The 18,055-nt window shown below is 63.2% G+C and carries 15 protein-coding genes and 1 tRNA gene; 12 read left to right on the top strand and 4 right to left on the bottom strand.

The window, feature by feature from the left end:
• Positions 1-7 precede the first annotated feature (7 nt).
• From QUH67_RS24115 to QUH67_RS24095, 5 genes are all read left to right on the top strand, one after another.
• Complete coding sequence (locus QUH67_RS24115) at positions 8-970, top strand: ABC transporter permease (RefSeq protein ID WP_300941832.1); 963 nt, start codon at positions 8-10, stop codon at positions 968-970.
• Positions 967-1,839 carry an ABC transporter ATP-binding protein gene (locus tag QUH67_RS24110; RefSeq protein ID WP_300941831.1) on the top strand — a complete coding sequence of 291 codons (873 nt, stop codon included), beginning with the start codon at positions 967-969 and terminating at the stop codon, positions 1,837-1,839. Before QUH67_RS24115 ends, QUH67_RS24110 begins: the two co-directional genes overlap by 4 nt.
• Before the next feature lie 124 nt (positions 1,840-1,963).
• Entirely contained in the window at positions 1,964-3,331 is a 1,368-nt protein-coding gene (locus QUH67_RS24105) for an arylsulfatase (protein WP_300941829.1), read from the top strand.
• A 106-nt stretch (positions 3,332-3,437) separates the two neighbouring features.
• A complete protein-coding gene (locus tag QUH67_RS24100) occupies positions 3,438-4,343 on the top strand; it encodes a formylglycine-generating enzyme family protein (protein ID WP_300941827.1) in 906 nt (301 codons plus the stop codon).
• A 49-nt stretch (positions 4,344-4,392) separates the two neighbouring features.
• Positions 4,393-5,901: a SulP family inorganic anion transporter gene (locus QUH67_RS24095; RefSeq protein ID WP_300941826.1), complete on the top strand. Its 1,509-nt coding sequence runs from the start codon at positions 4,393-4,395 to the stop codon at positions 5,899-5,901.
• Positions 5,902-6,150: 249 nt separating this feature from the next.
• Here the strand turns inward: QUH67_RS24095 and QUH67_RS24090 are convergent, their stop codons facing one another.
• Positions 6,151-6,816, bottom strand: coding sequence for a phasin family protein (locus QUH67_RS24090; RefSeq protein ID WP_300941824.1), 666 nt, complete (start codon positions 6,814-6,816; stop codon positions 6,151-6,153).
• A gap of 725 nt (positions 6,817-7,541) precedes the next feature.
• On the opposite strand from QUH67_RS24090, the gene QUH67_RS24080 reads away from it, so the two are divergent.
• The 7 genes from QUH67_RS24080 (at position 7,542) to QUH67_RS24050 (ending at position 14,901) form a co-directional block, all read left to right on the top strand.
• A complete protein-coding gene (locus QUH67_RS24080; protein ID WP_300941822.1) occupies positions 7,542-8,672 on the top strand; it encodes a glycosyltransferase in 1,131 nt (376 codons plus the stop codon).
• A 7-nt stretch (positions 8,673-8,679) separates the two neighbouring features.
• Positions 8,680-10,182: a glycosyltransferase family 39 protein gene (locus QUH67_RS24075; RefSeq protein WP_300941820.1), complete on the top strand. Its 1,503-nt coding sequence runs from the start codon at positions 8,680-8,682 to the stop codon at positions 10,180-10,182.
• A gap of 81 nt (positions 10,183-10,263) precedes the next feature.
• Complete coding sequence (locus QUH67_RS24070) at positions 10,264-10,452, top strand: hypothetical protein (RefSeq protein ID WP_300941818.1); 189 nt, start codon at positions 10,264-10,266, stop codon at positions 10,450-10,452.
• A gap of 271 nt (positions 10,453-10,723) precedes the next feature.
• Positions 10,724-11,893 (top strand): DUF2778 domain-containing protein, encoded by a 1,170-nt coding sequence (locus tag QUH67_RS24065; protein ID WP_300941816.1) that lies wholly within the window; start codon positions 10,724-10,726, stop codon positions 11,891-11,893.
• 399 nt (positions 11,894-12,292) lie between these two features.
• The gene (lepB, locus tag QUH67_RS24060) at positions 12,293-13,054 is read left to right on the top strand and encodes a signal peptidase I (protein WP_300948156.1); all 762 of its coding nucleotides are present in this window, start codon (positions 12,293-12,295) and stop codon (positions 13,052-13,054) included.
• A 217-nt stretch (positions 13,055-13,271) separates the two neighbouring features.
• Positions 13,272-13,343: transfer RNA gene (locus QUH67_RS24055), tRNA-OTHER, on the top strand.
• Positions 13,344-13,749: 406 nt separating this feature from the next.
• Complete coding sequence (locus tag QUH67_RS24050; protein ID WP_300941814.1) at positions 13,750-14,901, top strand: slipin family protein; 1,152 nt, start codon at positions 13,750-13,752, stop codon at positions 14,899-14,901.
• Positions 14,902-15,198: 297 nt separating this feature from the next.
• Here the strand turns inward: QUH67_RS24050 and QUH67_RS24045 are convergent, their stop codons facing one another.
• The 3 genes from QUH67_RS24045 to QUH67_RS24035 all read right to left on the bottom strand — a co-directional run bounded on the left by QUH67_RS24045 (position 15,199) and on the right by QUH67_RS24035 (position 17,771).
• Positions 15,199-15,486, bottom strand: a complete 288-nt coding sequence (locus tag QUH67_RS24045; RefSeq protein WP_300941812.1) for a GIY-YIG nuclease family protein — start codon at positions 15,484-15,486, stop codon at positions 15,199-15,201.
• A gap of 181 nt (positions 15,487-15,667) precedes the next feature.
• Positions 15,668-17,311 (bottom strand): chaperonin GroEL, encoded by a 1,644-nt coding sequence (gene groL, locus QUH67_RS24040; protein WP_300941810.1) that lies wholly within the window; start codon positions 17,309-17,311, stop codon positions 15,668-15,670.
• Positions 17,312-17,453: 142 nt separating this feature from the next.
• On the bottom strand, positions 17,454-17,771 hold the full coding sequence (locus QUH67_RS24035) for a co-chaperone GroES (RefSeq protein ID WP_300941808.1): 318 nt from the start codon (positions 17,769-17,771) through the stop codon (positions 17,454-17,456).
• Between the last annotated feature and the right edge of the window lie 284 nt (positions 17,772-18,055).

The following is an 18,055-nucleotide window of genomic DNA, read 5'->3' as shown; positions in this document are numbered from 1 at the left end:
GGCGCGCATGGCGAGCCCTGCACGTGCGAAGATCGTAGCGCTCCCGATGGCCGACAAGTACCAAAATCCCGAGCCTGCGCAGGTGGTGGTGCGCGCTTCCGCCACGGAAGCGCCGGCACCGGAGCCGATGTCGATTCCGACGGTCTCTCTGACCAAGGTCCTCAAGAGCCTGCTGGCGAAGATAACCTGTGATCGGATCATCACCGCCGCGCTTGCTTGCGTTTCGCTCGGTGCGTTGTTCCTGCTGTGGTATCTCGGGACAAAGTACCGGCTTGAATTCTACATTCGCTTCAAGAACGTGCCGACGCCCTATGAAGTATTTCAGCAACTGACGCAGGTTGGGCTATCCAGCAAATATCTCGTCAATATCGCCATCAGCGTCCGGCGAATCCTGTTCGGCTTCTTCATCGCGATCGCCATCGGCGTGCCGCTGGGACTGGCCATCGGCAAGTATCAGCGGGTGCGCGACCTGTTCATGCCCGTGGTCGAGGTGCTGCGGCCGATCCCGGCGATCGCCTGGGTTCCGATGTCGATCATGCTGTGGCCGAACAACGAGGCCAGCATCGTCTTCATCACCTTCATCGGCGCCTTCTTCCCGATCCTGCTCAACACCATCCACGGCGTGCATTCGCTCGACGGGGTGCTGGTGCGGGCCGCGCGATGCCTCGGCGCCAGCGAATTCCGCCTGTTCCTGAACGTGATCCTGCCCGGCTCGCTGCCGCATATTTTCACCGGCCTTGCGGTCGGTATGGGCGTGGCGTGGGTCTCACTGATCGCGGCGGAGATGATCTCGGGCCAGTTCGGCGTCGGCTATTTCACCTGGGAGGCCTACTCGCTGGTGGACTATCCCGCGATCGTGCTCGGCATGATCACGATCGGTTTTCTTGGACTGGCCTGTAGCGGAATCATCCGGATGGTCGGTCATCTCCTGATGCCCTGGCTGGCATTCGCGCCCGGAGGAAAGCGATGACGATGGCGATGGCTGAAGCCCAGAAAGGTTTCATCGACGTGCGCGACATGGGCGTGATCTTCGGCGCCAACGACAACAAGGTCGTTGCGGTCGAGAGCGTCTCGCTCAATGTGCAGCCGGGCGAATTTGTCTCGCTGATCGGCCCCTCCGGCTGCGGCAAGTCGACCTTGCTCAGCATCGTCGCCGGCTTCGTCAAGCCGACCAGCGGCGAGGCCAGGCTGGACGGCAAGGCCATCACAAAGCCCGGCTCGGACCGCGGCGTCGTGTTCCAGCAATATTCGCTGTTTCCGTGGCTGTCGGTGCGCAAGAACGTCGAGTTCGGCCTCAAGATGGCCGGCGTCGACCAGGGCAAGCGCAACACCACGGCGCGCGCGCTGCTCGACCTCGCTGGGTTGTTGTCGTTCGAGAACCATTATCCGGACCAGCTGTCGGGCGGCATGAAGCAGCGCATCGGTATCGTCCGTGCGCTTGCCACCAGCCCGCAGGTCCTGCTGATGGACGAGCCGTTCGGCGCGCTCGACACGCAGACGCGGGTCGTGATGCAGGAGATCCTCACCAACATCTGGCAGCAGTTCAAGATATCGGTGCTGTTCATCACGCACGATATCGAAGAGTCGATATTCCTCTCCGACCGCATCTACGTGATGACCGCGCGGCCCGGCCGCATCAAGGCGGAGATCAAGGTGCCGCTGCCGCGTCCGCGCCGCGCCGAGATGACCGACACGCCTGAATTCATGAACCTGGTGCAGGAGCTCAAGGGCCTGATCCGCGAGGAATCGCTCGCGGCCATGGCACCGGAGATCAAGGACCGAGGCCTGGCAGGCTTTGGAATGAAAGTGGGACCGAAAGGAGTAGGCGAAATCTTCTAATCGAATTTTGAGCGTCGCGGCCGGACAGGCGCGAAACACGATTGACGACATCAACCAAGGAGAGACGCGAAGAAGCGCGCGCGTCAACGACGGCGTGCGCCTGCGTCACAGATCGGAGAATTCAATGGCAAGCAAACCCAACATCCTGTTTTTTCACGTCGATAACCTCGGCATGGGCGAACTCGGTTGCTACGGCGGCGGCATTCTGCGCGGCGCCGATACCAAGCGCATGGACGCATTCGCCAAGCAAGGCGTCAAGCTGACGCATTACGTCGTCGAGCCGCAATGCACGCCGACCCGCTCGGCGCTGATGACCGGGCGCTTCCCGATCCGTTCGGGCAACCACACCATCGCGCTCGGCGGTAATGGCGGCGGCATCGTGAAGTGGGAGCGCACCATCGGTTCGATCCTGTCGGAAGGAGGCTACGCGACCTCGATCTACGGCAAGTGGCACATCGGCGCCGAGGACGGCCGTTTTCCGACCGATCACGGTTTTGACGAATGGTACGGCCCCTTGCGCACGTATGACGAATGCATGTGGCTGACCGACCCGCATTATGTGCCGGAGCGCGACGGCTTCTCGCACATGCATGAGGGCGTGAAGGGGAAGGGCGCCTGGCCGATCCTGGAAGAGCAGCTCACCATGGAGACCAAGAAGACCTGCGACCTCGAGTACCAGAAGCGGGCCATCAAGTTCATGGAAAAGTCCGTCAAGGCGGACAAGCCGTTCTACTGCTACTTCAACCACTCGCTGATGCACTTCCCGATGAGCCCGCGCGACGAGTTCGTCGGCAAGAGCACCAACGGCGATTGGGGCGACTGCCTGCTGATGCTCGACCACGACTTCGGCGTGCTGCTGGACAAGCTCGATGAGCTCGGCGTAGCCGACAACACCATCGTCGTGATGTGCGGCGACAACGGCGCCGAGGACCATCTCGCCGGCCGCGGCACCGGCGGCTTCTTCGACGGCTCCTACTTCTCGTCCGCGGAAGGCGGCATCCGCACCCCGCTCTTGATCCGCTGGCCGAACCGGATCCCGGCAGGCATCGAAAGCAACGAGATGGTCCATGTCACCGACATGTTCACCACGCTGCTGTCGATGACCGGCTGCAAGGCGCCCGCCGACCGGCTGATCGACGGTGTCGACCAGAGCCCGTTCTTCCTCGGCAAGCAGGAAACGTCGAATCGCGAGTCCTGCATCGTCTGGCTGAAGGACGAACTGCACGCCGTGAAGTGGAAGGACTTCAAGATCAACTTCAAGCGGCAGCAGCATTTCCACGATCCGGAGCTGGCGCTGGGCTTTGCCCGCATCACGCATCTGAAGGAAGACCCGAAGGAGCGCGATGCCGTCAACCAGCGTTACGTGCGCTGGTGGGTGATGCAGCACGCCCAGCGCGTCATCAGGGAATTCGAGGAGAGCGCCAAGAAGGAGGAGCTGATTCCGCCCGGTGCCGCGCTCGATTTCGTGCCCAAGCAACACGCCAAGGTCTGAAACGATGACTGCACCGACGAGAGCGGAAACGATCGCGCAGGGTGCAGCCGGCATTCGCCGGGGGGAGGGCTGCTGCGCTTCTTCCGGCCGGATCAAGGCGGGAGCCATGCCCGCCGCCGTCGACCCGGAGTCCATGAACTGGATTCCGGGCGGCGCATTTCTGATGGGCTCCAACAGCTTTTACCGGGAGGAGCGCCCGGTTCGTCCGGCCTTCGTCGACGGCTTCTGGATGGACACTCATCCCGTGACCAATGGCGAATTCCGCAGGTTCGTCGAAGCGACGGGGTACATCACCTATTCCGAACGCCCACCCGATCCTGCGATGTACCCGGACGCCGATCCCGCGATGCTGGTGCCGGGCTCGCTGGTGTTCGTCAAACCGGATCGACCGGTCAGCCTGCGCAACAACCTGGCCTGGTGGGAGTATCGCCCCGGTGCCGACTGGCGGCATCCGGAAGGACCCGGCAGTTCGATCGCCGGACGCGACGATCATCCGGTCGTGCACGTTGCCTATGAGGATGCGCTGGCCTATGCGGCGTGGTGCGGCAAGGATCTGCCGAGCGAGGCCGAATGGGAATTCGCCGCCCGCGGCGGTCTGGAAGGCAAGGCCTATCCGTGGGGCGACGCCGCCAATCCGGAAGGGCGGTTTCTTGCCAACACCTGGCAGGGCCTTTTCCCGCACGAGAATTCGGCCGAGGATGGATACGCAGGCACATCGCCGGTCGATGCGTTTCCGGCCAATGGTTACGGCCTGTTCGACATGGTCGGCAATGTCTGGGAATGGACGTCGAGCCCGTACGACGCCGTACCCGATCAGCCGCCGCAATCCTGCTGCCATCCGAACGCCGGCGATGAGCGATCGACGCGACGCGTCGTCAAGGGCGGCTCGCATCTCTGCGCGCCAAACTACTGTCTCCGGTACCGGCCTTCGGCCCGTCAGGGCGAAACGGTCGATTCCTCCACCTGCCACATCGGCTTCCGCTGCATTGTGCGCCATCCGCCGGCCGGCTGATTGCGCGCATCCGTCTTGAGCTAGCTACCACCATCTTCTGGATAATCTCATGCAAATCGCCAGTCCCGCCGCCACTCAGTCGCAGTTCGAAGACTCGCCGCCGCTATCGGCAATTCTTCGCGCGCCGAACCTTTTCGTCCGCGAATCGCTGGCCGGCATCATCACCGCACTGGCGCTGATCCCAGAGGTGATCTCGTTCTCCTTCGTCTCGGGCGTCGATCCCAAAGTGGCGCTGGTCTCCTCGATCGTCTTGTGCCTCGTAATGTCGGTGCTCGGCGGCCGGCCGGCGATGGTCACCGCGGCGGCCGGCTCGATCGCGCTGGTCATCGGTCCGATGGTTAAGCTGCACGGCGTCGGCTACATCCTGCCGACCATCATCCTCGCGGGCGTCATCCAGATCGCGTTCGGGCTTGCCGGCCTGGCGCGGCTCACCCGCTTCATCCCGCGCTCGGTGATGATCGGCTTCGTCAACGCGCTCGGCATTCTGATATTTGCTGCGCAGGTGCCGCACATTTTCAACGTGCCGTGGCTGGTCTATCCGCTGTTCGCGCTGACAATCGCGATCGTGCTCGTGATGCCGCGCATCACGACGGCGGTACCGGCGCCGCTCGTCGCCATCATCGTGGTGACGTCGATCGTGATCCTGGGGCATCTCGCGGTACCGAACGTCGGCGGCGAGGGCGCAATGGCGCCGGGACTGCCCGGCTTCACCGCGTTTGTCGTTCCGCTCGACTTCAACACGCTGCGCATCATCTGGCCGACGGCGATCAGCGTCGCTTTTGTCGGACTGCTGGAAACACTACTGACGGCCAAGCTGGTCGACGACCTCACGGATACGCGGTCGCACAAGGGCAAGGAATCGTGGGCGCTCGGCATCGCCAACATCGCCGCCGGCTTCTATGGCGGCATCGGCGGCTGCGCGATGATTGCGCAAACCGTCGTCAACGTGAAGATCGGGCAGGGGCGCACCCGCATTTCGACGGTGGTCGCCGCCGTCGTGCTGCTGGTGCTGGTGACCGGGCTGAGCGGATTGATGGCGCAGATCCCGATGGTGGCGTTGGCCGCCGTCATGATGATCGCCGCGCTCAAGACCATCGATTGGCACAGCGTCCGGCCTGCGACGTTCAAGCGGATGCCGGTCCCGGAAACCTTGGTCATGGTGACCACCGTCGCGGTCACCGTCGTCACCGGCAACCTCGCGATCGGCATCGCCGTCGGCGTGGTGCTGGCGATGATTCTGTTCGCGCGACGAGTCGCGCATGTCATTCGAACCGAGCGCACCGTGAGCCAGGACGGGTTGTCGGTCCATTACACTGTCCATGGTCCCCTGTTCTTCGGCTCCAGCAACGATCTTGTCGAGCGGTTCTCCTATGGCGCCGACCCCAAGCGGGTCCTGATCGATCTCACCCATTCCCAGATCTGGGATGCGTCGAGCGTCGCGGCGCTGGATTCGATCGAAACCAAATACAACGACCATGGCGCCACCGTCACTTTCACCGGGCTCGACCAGCGCAGTTCATCGTTCCATCAGCGTCTGACCGGCCAGCTCGGCGCCTGAGCTTTCGGATGCAGGGATCAAAGGATCGATTGATGGCCATCCTGCAATGGATATCGACCCTTACCAACAGGATCATGCGGGCCTGGACAGGCCGCTACCGACCGGAGCGGCACTACATGCGCGGCGCCGGGCCGGCGTCGAAGCGAAACCGACACGCGGGCTCCTAACTAGAGTCCAATTCAAAAAAGGCCCCGGAAACCGGAGCCTTTTGCTTTTGCGTTGCTGGACGTCGACCCGCTTCGCCCGGTTTCAAGGCTTGCCGTGGGTTGCGGGCGTCTTGCCCGCAAGTCCCTTGAACGGGTCGAGGGTTTGCTTGGCTAGGCGGTTATGCAATTCGCAGATCTTGTGCGACTCCGCCACCGAGGTCTCATACGTCCGCTTCAAGAATTCGGTCTGAACCGTCATCGCCTTGTCGAGCGAGCGGGCGCCGCTGAGCTGTTCGACAAACGACCCGAACGCCTCGATCGATTTGCGGGTGTAGTCGCGATACGCATCGGCGATGGTTTGCAGGCTCACCGGCGCGGGCTCGGCTGGGGACGACTCGGCCGGCGGAGTTTCGGCTGATTTGGTTTCAGCTGGCTCGGTTTCGGCTGGCGTGGGTTCGGCCGACATCGGCTCGGCGACCGGCGGCGCAGCCGAGATGGGCGCGGAAGGCGGGGACACAACGGCCGGTTCTGGTTCAGGCGGCGCGACGACGGCAACGACGGGCTGCACGACCGCCGCCGGCTGCGGCTCCACCTTCGGGCTCTCCACGCGAGCCGGTTGCGGCTGCTTTTTCTGGTCCGGGCTCCGCAGTCCAGCCGATGGCGGGGTCTCCGGCAAACCCGCCTGCGGGGCCGCCTTCTTGCTACGTTCCGCCTTGCCCTTGCGCCGTTTGGATTTCCCGGCCGGCTTGGTCTCGTCTGTCGTTGACATATGATACCTCTCTTCCCGGTCGACCCGAAGGCCGAGAGTCTGCCATGTTTACGATAGAATCGCGGTTCTTGCTTGTCCGTGGCGCGGCGCTGGCGTGGCCAGATTTGGAACGTCGGGCCGCCCGCCGGTTTGGCCGATGGGACTATTTTTCGGCCCGCTTTTTCCATGATATCAGTTTCCGGTTAGGTGCAGGGGGTCGATGAGTATGAATTCGCAGTCAATTGCCGGCCTTTTGGGGGCCATTGTCGCATCGGTCGTGATGGTGGTCGCTATCGCCTATGGACCGATCGGCCAATTCGGCAAACCCGCCAAGCCGGCCAGCACCCAGCAGGCCGCGCCGGCACCCCAGCCGGTTCCGGCGGCGCCGGCTCCGCGAGGGCCAGTGATTCGGGAGGTACCGAACTAGGGGGGCGACTGCCCCTTGCAGAATGCTCCGGGCATTCCTATTTCGTATTCAACGGCGACGTTGACGCTTTAAAGCTCCGGCGCTGGGACGACCATGAATAGTTTGGCAGCGCCGGATGTACGCGCGCCCTCTGTTCGTGGTCGTTGGCATTTTCAGGGCATTTTTGATCGGGCTTGGCCCGTTATGGCGGCTGATGGCTCGTCGTGGCGGCAGGTCACGGGTCGCTTTGAACTTCCGTTGTCATGGCTGAGTATCAAGCACGGCCGAGTATCAAGCTCGCCTTGGCATGTTGGCCCGCTGCGGATATACGCTGGCGATCATGAATGATGCCATCCAGCCCGGCCCCGAAACCCCGTCGCAGGCCGGTTTGCCCGAGCTTTCGGTCGTTGTGCCGACCTTCAACGAGCGCGACAACGTCACCGTGCTGTACCGGCGGCTGGAGGCCACGCTTGCCGGCATTGCCTGGGAAGTGGTTTTTGTCGACGACAATTCTCCCGACGGAACCTGGGACGTGGTGCGCGGGCTGGCGCGGAAGGATTCCCGCGTGCGCTGCATCCGCCGGATCGGGCGGCGCGGCCTGTCGGGCGCCTGCATCGAAGGCATTTTGGCCTCGAGCGGCCCTTACGCGGCGGTGATCGACGCCGATCTGCAGCACGATGAGACGCAACTGCCGAAAATGGTCGCCTTGCTGCGGAGCGGCGAGGCCGAGCTCGTGGTCGGCAGCCGTTACATCGAAGGCGGCAGCGCCGACAGTTTCAACAAGCAGCGGGCAGGGGCGAGCCAGCTTGCAACCGAAGTGGCGCGACGCGTGCTGAAGGTCGAGGTCGCCGATCCCATGAGCGGGTTCTTCATGATCCGCCGCGACCGCTTCGAAGAACTGGCGCCACAGCTCTCGACCCAGGGCTTCAAGATCCTGCTCGATGTCATAGCCAGCGCGCAGGGCAAGCTGCGCACTGTCGAAATTCCGTACACTTTCGGTTCGCGCCAGCACGGCGAGAGCAAACTTGATTCGATGGTGGCGCTGGATTTCCTCGGCCTCGTGTTGGCGAAGCTGACCAACGACGTGGTGTCGCTGCGTTTCCTGCTGTTCGCGATGGTGGGCGGCACCGGCCTTGTCGTGCATCTCGTGGTGCTCTTCATCGCGCATGAAATTTTCAGGGAGCCGTTCGCGGAGGCACAGGCGGCCGGCGCGTTGACCGCGATGACCAGCAATTTCATTCTCAACAACTTTCTCACCTATCGCGACCAGCGGCTGAAGGGATTTGCGATCCTGCGCGGCCTGTTGCTGTTTTACGTCGTTTGCGGCGTCGGGCTGCTCGCCAATGTCGGCGTCGCGTTCGCGGTGTTCGACCAGGAGCCGATCTGGTGGCTGGCCGGGCTTGCGGGTGCCCTGATGGGCGTGGTCTGGAACTACGCCATGTCCGGACTGTTCGTCTGGCGCAAACGATGATTGGAATATGAGTCCGAACGAAGCGCGGGTTGCCCTCCATACGGGTCTGGTGATCCTGGGGCTCGTCGCGCTGCGCCTGGTCGCCGCGGCGTTCACGCCGATCACTTTCGACGAAGCCTATTACTGGACATGGTCGAAGCATCTCGCGGGCGGCTACTACGATCACCCGCCGATGGTCGCGGTGGTGATCCGGCTCGGCACGCTGATCGCAGGTGATACCGAGTTCGGCGTGCGGCTGGTCTCGATCCTGCTGGCGCTGCCGATGAGCTGGGCGATCTATCAGGCCGCCGCCATCCTGTTCGGCAGCCGGCGCGTGGCCGCCTCGTCGGCGATCCTTCTCAACATCACGCTGATGGCCGCGGTCGGCACCATGATCGTGACACCGGACGCGCCGCTGCTGGTGGCGTCCAGCTTCCTGCTGTTTGCGCTCGCCAAGGTGCTGCAGACCGGCAACGGCGCCTGGTGGCTTGCGGTCGGCGCCGCCGCCGGTTGCGCGCTGCTGTCGAAATACACCGCGCTGTTCTTCGGACCCGCGATCCTGATCTGGCTGTTCGCTGTTCCCGGTTTGCGGCACTGGCTCGGGTCGCCCTGGCTGTATCTTGGCGGACTCGTCGCGTTGCTGCTGTTCGCCCCCGTTATTCTCTGGAATGCCGAGCATGGCTGGGTCTCGTTCATCAAGCAGATGGGGCGGGCGACGATCCAGGATTTCCGTCCGGCCTACATCGCCGAACTGATTCCAACGCAGATTGCCTTTGCGACGCCGCTGGTATGGATCCTGGGCGTGATGGGGATCTACGCACTGTATGCGCGGCGTGCCGGCGCAATGCCGGCGCGCGTGCTTGTCAACGCGATGTTCTGGGTCATCGTCGCCTATTTCGTTTGGCACTCGCTGCATGCCCGTGTCGAGGCCAACTGGTTCGCGCCGGTCTACCCGGCGTTCGCCGTCGCCGCCGCCGTTGCCGCGCATCTGGTCGAATGGCCGCCGCGCTGGCAGCGCCTCGCCGAGTTCTGCAGGCGTTGGGCGGCGCCGGGCGGCGTCGTGATGTTCGTGCTGCTGGTCGTGCAGGCCAACACCGGCCTGCTGTCAGGCTATCGCCGCGACGCCACTGTGCGCAGTGTCGGCGTTGGCTGGCGTGAAACGGCCGCTGCCGTCGAGGCGGCGAGGGGGCGTGCCGGGGCCACTTGCGTGCTGGCGCCGGATTACGGCACCACCGCGTGGCTCGCCTTCTATCTGCCGAAGGGCACCTGCGTCGCGCAGCACAGCCAGCGTATCCGCTGGGTCAACATGCCCGAACCCGATGCGTCGCAGCTCGCGGGCAAGCTGTTGTATGTCTACGAATCCTGGCTTGGCGATGCGCCCTATCTGAAGGACAGGTTTGCCCGCGTCGAACGGGTAGGCGAGGCCCAACGCAAGCGCGGTCCGCTTTTGATCGAGACCTATGCACTCGACGTGCTGGAAGGGCCGAAGTTCGAAGTGCTCGACCGCGCGCCGCCGCTGGAACTGCGGTAGGATCGGTCACTCCGCGGCGGTGCACGGCGCGGGCCGTTTGTTCGGCCGCAAGGAGGCCAAGCGGCGGTTCGCGCGCCCGAGATGGACGCCTGGCTGCAATCGCGGGGCGTGACGCTGGTCGGCGCCGACCTCGACGAAAGTCCGATGACCTGTCGCAGGCTGCCGGAAGTGCTGGCCGAGCACGCCGGCTCGATCAAGGTGCAGCACGCGTTGCGCCCGTTCGCGGTCGCCATGGCGGGCGAGAACGAATTCGATCCGTTCAAGGATTGATGCCTAAACTTGGCCCAATATGGGACATCCGGCGGGCGAAACTGCCGGATGTTTCCGTTCGCGGTGGAGCCCTCCGCCTTGATATGGTCCAAATTTCTCCAGAAGTTCCAACTGGTTGCGGATTTTCTTGGTTGCGCCCGCGTTTAATGCGGATTTAACTAAAAGTTGCCTTAATGACGCTCTGTACCTCTGCGAGATGCTGACGGGGACTTTGTCAGACGCGGCATCAACTGGGGGACCTGGTGGGATTGTTGTTCTGGACTTTGTGTGAATGAGTAAGCGTAAGCGTGCGTTCGGGCCTGCGGTGCGTAATCGCAGAAAACCCTCCCGTAAAACCATTCCCCAATATTTCCTCGGCAGTGTCGCGGTCGCGGGCCTTGTGCTCGGCTGCGCTTGGACCGTCTACACCAACGTGTTTGGCGCCAGCGTCTATCCCACCATGAAGAGCAGCGCCTTCGAGGCGCCTGTCGTCAGGACCCCGACCGCCGTTGCCGACCGTCCCGAGCAGCCGGCGTTCAGCGAAGTATTTGCTTCCCTCGAGCAACGGTCGCTGGTGATGCCCGCGCCGCAGAACGTCGCGAACTCGCTGATGTTCAACGAGCGGTTTGCCGCGTCGGCGCCGCAAGGCGAGATGCCCCGATCGGTTGCTTCCCGGCCTGCCGAAACGACGAAGCTGGCGGAAGCCTCGCCGCCGATCGAAGCACCCAAGGCCGTTGCGGCGGCGAAGCCTGCCGAACCCGCGAAGCCGAAAGTTGCCGCGCCGGCGACCAAGCTGGCTTTGAACGTCCCGGCCGCGGCGCCCAAGGAAGCCGACACCAAGGTGGTGGAAGACAAGACCAAAGCCTCCGGCTCTTCCATTCGTGATATGGCGCAGCGCGCCAAGGCCGCCGTGATGTCGATCGCCTCGGGCGAGAAGCAGAACATGGTCGAAAAGCTGTGGGGCAAGCAGCCGGCCGGGGGTGGGTTGCTGGCCTACGCCTCCGCCGACGCCAACGTCACCGGCAGCATCATCGATACCCGAAGCCAGAACCCGATGATGGGCGGTGCGCCACCCTACGACCGCCAGACCGCGGTCTACGATATCGCCGCCAAGACGGTGTATCTGCCCGACGGCACGAGGCTGGAGGCGCATTCGGGCCTCGGCTCGAAGATGGACGACGTGCGCTACTCGCATGTGCGGATGCAGGGCGTGACGCCGCCGCACATCTACGAATTGAAGCCGCGCGAGGCGCTGTTTCACGGCGTGCCGGCGCTGCGGCTGACGCCGATCGGCGGCGAGGACAAGATCCACGGCCGCGACGGTCTGCTCGCGCACACCTACATGCTCGGGCCGAGCGGCCAGTCCAACGGCTGCGTCTCGTTCAAGGACTATTACGCCTTCCTCGACGCCTACAAGAACAAGGGCATCCGCCGCCTCGCGGTGCTGGCGAAGATCCAGTAGGCGGCAAGGGCGGCCCGGGCTCCGACCATTCAGAATCCACCTCACGGCTGACGCTCCCTGGCGCCTGCGGCGTTCGTTCGTCTCGATTCCGTCCTGTACTGTTGCGCAGGTCACATTGCGCCGTCGGCGTTTGTGGTCTCGTTCAATCGCGCCCGCTGATTTGCGGGTGGACATGCAAGAGATCGCGACACGCCGAGCAGTTGTTGAGTGCACGAAGCGTTTGATGGTTTGGCCGGCGTCGGGCTGAAGTAATCTGCGTTCCTGATTTCGGTCGCTAGGGTGACGCCGCATTCCGCGAAATGCGGCGTCACCCGACGCGACTATTCCAAATGCAATTTTGGATTGTTCTTGACGGCATCTCGTTTATCTTGGCTCTCACGTGAACAGGGCTGGGTAATCATGACATTGGTGCAGGTCGCAGGCCGATCCCCGCGGCGATGGGGCAGGATCGCTCTGATTGTCGTGGCCGTGATTTTGGCGATCCCGATCTTCTCTCCGATCGTATTCCGGACGTTCCTGTTCCAGCCGTTCTACATTCCGGCCGGCTCGATGATGCCGACGTTGCTGGTAGGCGACAGTCTTTTCGTCTCGAAATATGCCTACGGCTACAGCCGCTATTCCCTGCCGTTTTCAGCACGTCTGTTTTCAGGGCGCATTCTCGGCTCCACCCCCGAGCGGGGCGACGTCGTTGTATTCCGGCTGCCGAGGGACGAATCGGTCGATTACATCAAGCGCATCGTGGGATTGCCCGGCGATACGATTCAAATGCGGCAGGGTCTGCTCGTCATCAATGGCGTGCCGGCCGTGCGGCAGAGATTGTCCGATTTTGAAGGCGACGAGCCGTGCGGGGCCGGGGATAGCAACCGCACCCGGCGTTGGCGCGAAACGCTGTTGGACGGCGCGAGCTACGAGACGCTCGATTGCGTCGACAATGGCTTCTACGACAATACGATTGTCTACACGGTCCCGGCCGGCCACGTGTTCGTGCTGGGCGACAACCGCGATAATTCGACCGACAGCCGGGTGCGCACGGCGGTGGGTTATATCCCGCTCGAAAATCTCGTCGGCCGCGCCGGCCTCATCTATTTTTCGCGCAAGCCCGCAGCCGGTGGAGAGCCATCGGTGGTGCGATCTGAACGGATAGGCAAGCTCGTGCATTGAGCGAGTTTCGCGCGGCGATAGTGTGCGGCGATGGCGGTGTCACCGATTGCACCGTGACGGAGAAGTCACAGCGGATGCAGAATTTCTAAAATCGCTCTTGCAAGCGCAACATGCTTCGTTTACTGACCCGCTCCTTCGCTTTGGCCATGGGTTCGGGCTCGTTGGATCCCGACTGGCGCGGGCCGGTTTCCGGCTTCGTGTTCCGCCAAGTGAAGAAGCGATAGTAGCTCAGCGGCAGAGCGTCGGGGTAACCCGAAGGTCGCCGGTTCGATTCCGGTCTATGGCGCCACAAAGGATAGCTCAGTTGGGTAGAGCAGATGACTTGTAATCATCCTGTCGCGGGTTCGATTCCCGCTCCGCTCCGGTTCAGCCTGAAACGCTGACTCCTCTGAAGGGGACCGGACGCGCGCTTCAGTCGCAGTCCGGCCGCATCGCCGCAAGGCTTTTCGTCCGAACCTGGACACTGTCAGACCGGCTTTGCGCCGCGGTGGATACCGCTTGCGTCGATGCCGGGTGGCAACGTGCGAACGCTCGATGCATGTCGGGTGATCGCGCGCGTGCGCCCGCCATCGCGCAAGCTCAAACCCGGCCCGCCGATCCCTGCAGGAAGCGTCGTCCGGTCCCCACGTCCTTTGCAAAATGAAACCCGCTTTCCGACCCTGCGAGGGCCGGACGGCAAAGCATGGAGGCGTGTCATGACCTGGCATATGCTGATGAAGACGATGACGGTGAAGGACGGCGAGCGCGCCTTGCTGACGCGCGACGGCAGGCTGGAGTGCGTGCTCGAGCCCGGCCGTCACCGGCTGTTCGATCTGCGCGGTCGGCTGACGGCGGAGATCTTCAACGTCGTTCGCACCGAATTCCCCGCGGAGCGTTACGCGGTGCTGAAGGCCGCGCGGCCCGATCTGGCTGCGGAGCTGTTCGAGGCTGTCGAGACGAAGGCGAACGAGATCGCCATCGTGAGCCTCGATGGCCGTCCCGTGCACCTGATGACGCCCTGGCAGGCCCGCGTCTACTGGAAGGTCGCAACCGTGGTCGACGTCGAACGCGTCGATGTGGGCAGCGATCCCCGGGTGACCGCGCGTCATCTGGCGATGATCGAGCGCAACCGTCCGACCGTCGTGACGGAAGCGGTGGTCGAGAACCACGAGGCCGGTCTCCTCTACGTCGAGGGCCGGCTGCTGGAGCGGCTCGCGCCCGGACGGCACGCGTTCTGGCTCGCCGGCCGCAAGATCGAGGTCAAGCGCCTCGACCTGCGTCCGCAGGCGGTCGAGATCACCGCGCAGGAAATGCTGACCAAGGATCGCATCGCGTTGCGTGTGACCCTGACGGCATTTCGCCGGGTCGTCGATCCCGAGCGCGTGGTCGCTGCCGTGCCTGACGTGGATGCGTGGCTGTACCGGTTGGTGCAGTTTGCGATCCGCGAGGCGGTTGCCGGCCGCACGCTCGACGAGGTGCTGTCGGCGAAAGCGGCGCTCGACGCGGAGCTGCGCGACTATGTGCGCGAGCGCATCGCCGACAGCGGCGTCGAGGTCTCCGAACTCGGCGTCAAGGACGTCATCCTGCCTGGCGAGATCCGCGAGCTCGTCAACAAGGTGGTGGAAGCGGAGCGGGTTGCGAAAGCGAACCTGATCCGCCGTCAGGAAGAGACCGCGGCGACGCGCTCGCTCCTGAACACCGCCAAGCTGATGGAGGAGAACCCGCTGCTGCTGCGGCTCAAGGAGCTGGAGTCGCTGGAGCGGCTGGTGGAGAAGGTCGGCCGGATCGACCTTCATGCGGGCGACGGGCAGGGCTTTGACGCGCTGCTCAACAAGCTCGTCCGCATCAAGTCGGCGGAGAGCGTTTGAGAAGAGGGGCCACCCACGGGCGGCCCTTCGCTCTCGTCATTCCGGGGCGCCGCGCAGCGGCGAGCCCGGAATCCAAGCATCAAAAAACTCAGGACGATATTTGCGGATACAGACCGAGCCAAGGTGAATTCTGAGCACGCGGAGAGTTGGATTCCGGGTTCTCGCTTCGCGAGCCCCGGAATGACGGGCATTGCAACCTCGCGCGAAAAATAAATCGAGCCTATCCATCGCCTTTGGTTCTCCCGTCATTCCGGGGCGCCGCGCAGCGGCGAGCCCGGAATCCAAGCATCAACAATCTCAGGACGATATTTGCGGATACAGGTCGATCCACTGAGGATTCTGTTCCTCAATGAGCCGTACCTTCCATTCCCGCCGCCACTTCTTCAATTCTTTCTCACGGGTGATCGCCGACGTGGGATCGTCGTAAATTTCGTACCATACGAGCTTGTCGACCGCGTACCGTTTCGTAAAGCCGGGGACGACCTTACTCTTGTGCTCGAAGACGCGGCGAACGATATCGTTTGTCACGCCGATATAGAGCGTTCCATTTCTGTTGCTGGCGAGCAGGTAAACGTAATAGGCCATGAGCGAGCCGATAGTTGGATTCCGGGCTCTCGCTTCGCGAGCCCCGGAATGACGCGGCAATGGTATCGCTCGTGCGCAGGGAACATCAACTGTGGCGACATCGCTGATCGTACCCCCCAAACAAAAACCCCGGCATCGCTGCCGGGGTTTTGCATTCCTTGATATCGCCTGAATGGCTGGATCAGAAATCCATGCCGCCCATGCCGCCGCCCGGGGGCATACCGCCGCCGGCGGCGCCACCCTTCTTCGGCAGTTCGGCGATCATCGCTTCGGTGGTGATCAGGAGAGCCGCGACGGAAGCCGCGTTCTGGATCGCCGCACGAACCACCTTGGTCGGGTCGATGATGCCCTTGGAGACCAAATTGCCGTATTCGCCCGACTGCGAGTCGAAGCCGTAGTTGTACTGATCCTTCTCGAGGATCTTGCCGACGATGACCGAGCCGTCTTCACCGGCGTTGATCGCGATCTGGCGGGCCGGCGCGGAAAGCGCCTTGCGCACGATCTCGACGCCGGTCTTCTGGTCGTCGTTCTTGGTGCGCAGGCCCTTGAGCTGCTCGGAAGCACGGAGCAGGGCGACGCCGCCGCCCGGCACGATGCCTTCTTCGACAGCCGCGCGGGTCGCATGCATCGCGTCATCCACGCGATCCTTGCGCTCCTTCACCTCGACTTCGGTCGCGCCGCCGACGCGGATCACCGCGACGCCGCCCGCGAGCTTGGCCAGACGCTCCTGCAGCTTCTCACGGTCGTAGTCCGAGGTGGTTTCCTCGATCTGCGCCTTGATCTGCGCGACGCGCGCCTCGATGTCGGCCTTCTTGCCGGCGCCGTTGACGATCGTGGTGTTTTCCTTGTCGATCATCACCTTCTTGGCGCGACCGAGCATCTGCAGGGTGACGTTCTCCATCTTGATGCCGAGGTCTTCCGAGATCGCCTGACCGCCGGTCAGCACCGCGATGTCCTGCAGCATGGCCTTGCGGCGATCGCCGAAGCCCGGCGCCTTGACGGCGGCAACCTTGAGGCCACCGCGGAGACGGTTGACGACGAGGGTGGCGAGCGCTTCGCCTTCGACGTCTTCCGCGACGATGACCAGCGGCTTGCCGGTCTGCACCACGGCCTCGAGCAGCGGCAGCAGCTCGTTCAGGTTGGAGAGCTTCTTCTCGTTGATCAGGATGTAGGCGTCGTCGAATTCGACGCGCATCTTGTCGGCGTTGGTGACGAAGTAGGGCGAGATGTAGCCGCGGTCGAACTGCATGCCCTCGACGACGTCGAGTTCGGTTTCGAGCGACTTGGCTTCTTCAACCGTGATGACGCCCTCGTTGCCGACCTTCTTCATGGCGTCGGCCAGGAATTTGCCGATTTCGGCATCGCCGTTGGCGGAGATGGTGCCGACCTGGGCGATTTCCTCGTTCGAGGTGACCTTCTTGGAGTTCTTGACGAGGTCGGCGACCACGGCTTCCACCGCGAGATCGATACCGCGCTTCAGGTCCATCGGGTTCATGCCGGCGGCAACCGACTTGGCGCCTTCACGGACGATCGCAGCCGCGAGAACCGTCGCGGTGGTGGTGCCGTCACCGGCCGCATCCGCGGACTTGGAGGCGACTTCGCGCACCATCTGTGCGCCCATGTTCTCGAACTTGTCCTCGAGCTCGATCTCCTTGGCGACGGTGACGCCGTCCTTGGTGATGCGGGGAGCGCCGAACGACTTGTCGAGCACGACGTTGCGGCCCTTCGGGCCGAGCGTGACCTTGACGGCATTGGCGAGGATATCGACACCGCGCAGCATGCGGTCGCGGGCGTCTACGCCGAATTTGACTTCTTTAGCTGACATAGAGAGATCTCCGTTTGAGACTGGACCTCATCCTGGGGAGCTCGCCTTTGCGGCGTCTCGAAGGATGAGATGATTGAGCGTGTGGCCCATCCTTCGAGACGCCGGCTGCGCCGGCTCCTCAGGATGAGGGAACGGCTGTGGCTTAGGCGGCCTTCTTCTTGGCGCCGGCGGGGACGTCGAGCACGCCCATGACGTCGGACTCCTTCATGATCAGGAGATCCTCACCGTCGATCTTGACTTCGGTGCCCGACCACTTGCCGAACAGGACGCGGTCGCCGACCTTGAGGTCGATCGGGATCAGCTTGCCGGCCTCGTCGCGGCCACCCGGGCCAACGGCGACGATTTCGCCCTGCGAGGGCTTTTCCTTGGCACTGTCCGGAATGATGATGCCGCCAGCGGTCTTCTCTTCGGCGTCGATGCGCTTGACCACGACGCGGTCGTGAAGCGGACGGAATTTCATGCAGTCCTCCTAAGTTTCTGAAGATGTTGTCAAATTCTGGAGTTTTGGCAGTCCGCGTAGGCGAGTGCCAGCGCGGCTGCGGCTGATTTAGGCCACTCTTGTTCGGGGGACAAGGGCTTCTAGCAGAAAATTTGGCACTCAAATGTGACGCCTGCCAATTTCATTCATCATGATTAACTGGCCCGGCCGCCGGCCGGTCCCCGTATTAGCACGTGCGGTAAGCTGCTGCTAACGCGACCTTTTTCAACAGATCGTTAAACATTTAGGCTTGTGATGGGTTGGTA

The organism is Bradyrhizobium roseum, from assembly GCF_030413175.1.
Lineage (GTDB): Bacteria > Pseudomonadota > Alphaproteobacteria > Rhizobiales > Xanthobacteraceae > Bradyrhizobium > Bradyrhizobium roseum.
The sequence above is the reverse complement of the archived record's forward strand: the minus strand, read 5'-3'. Positions and strand labels throughout refer to the sequence as shown.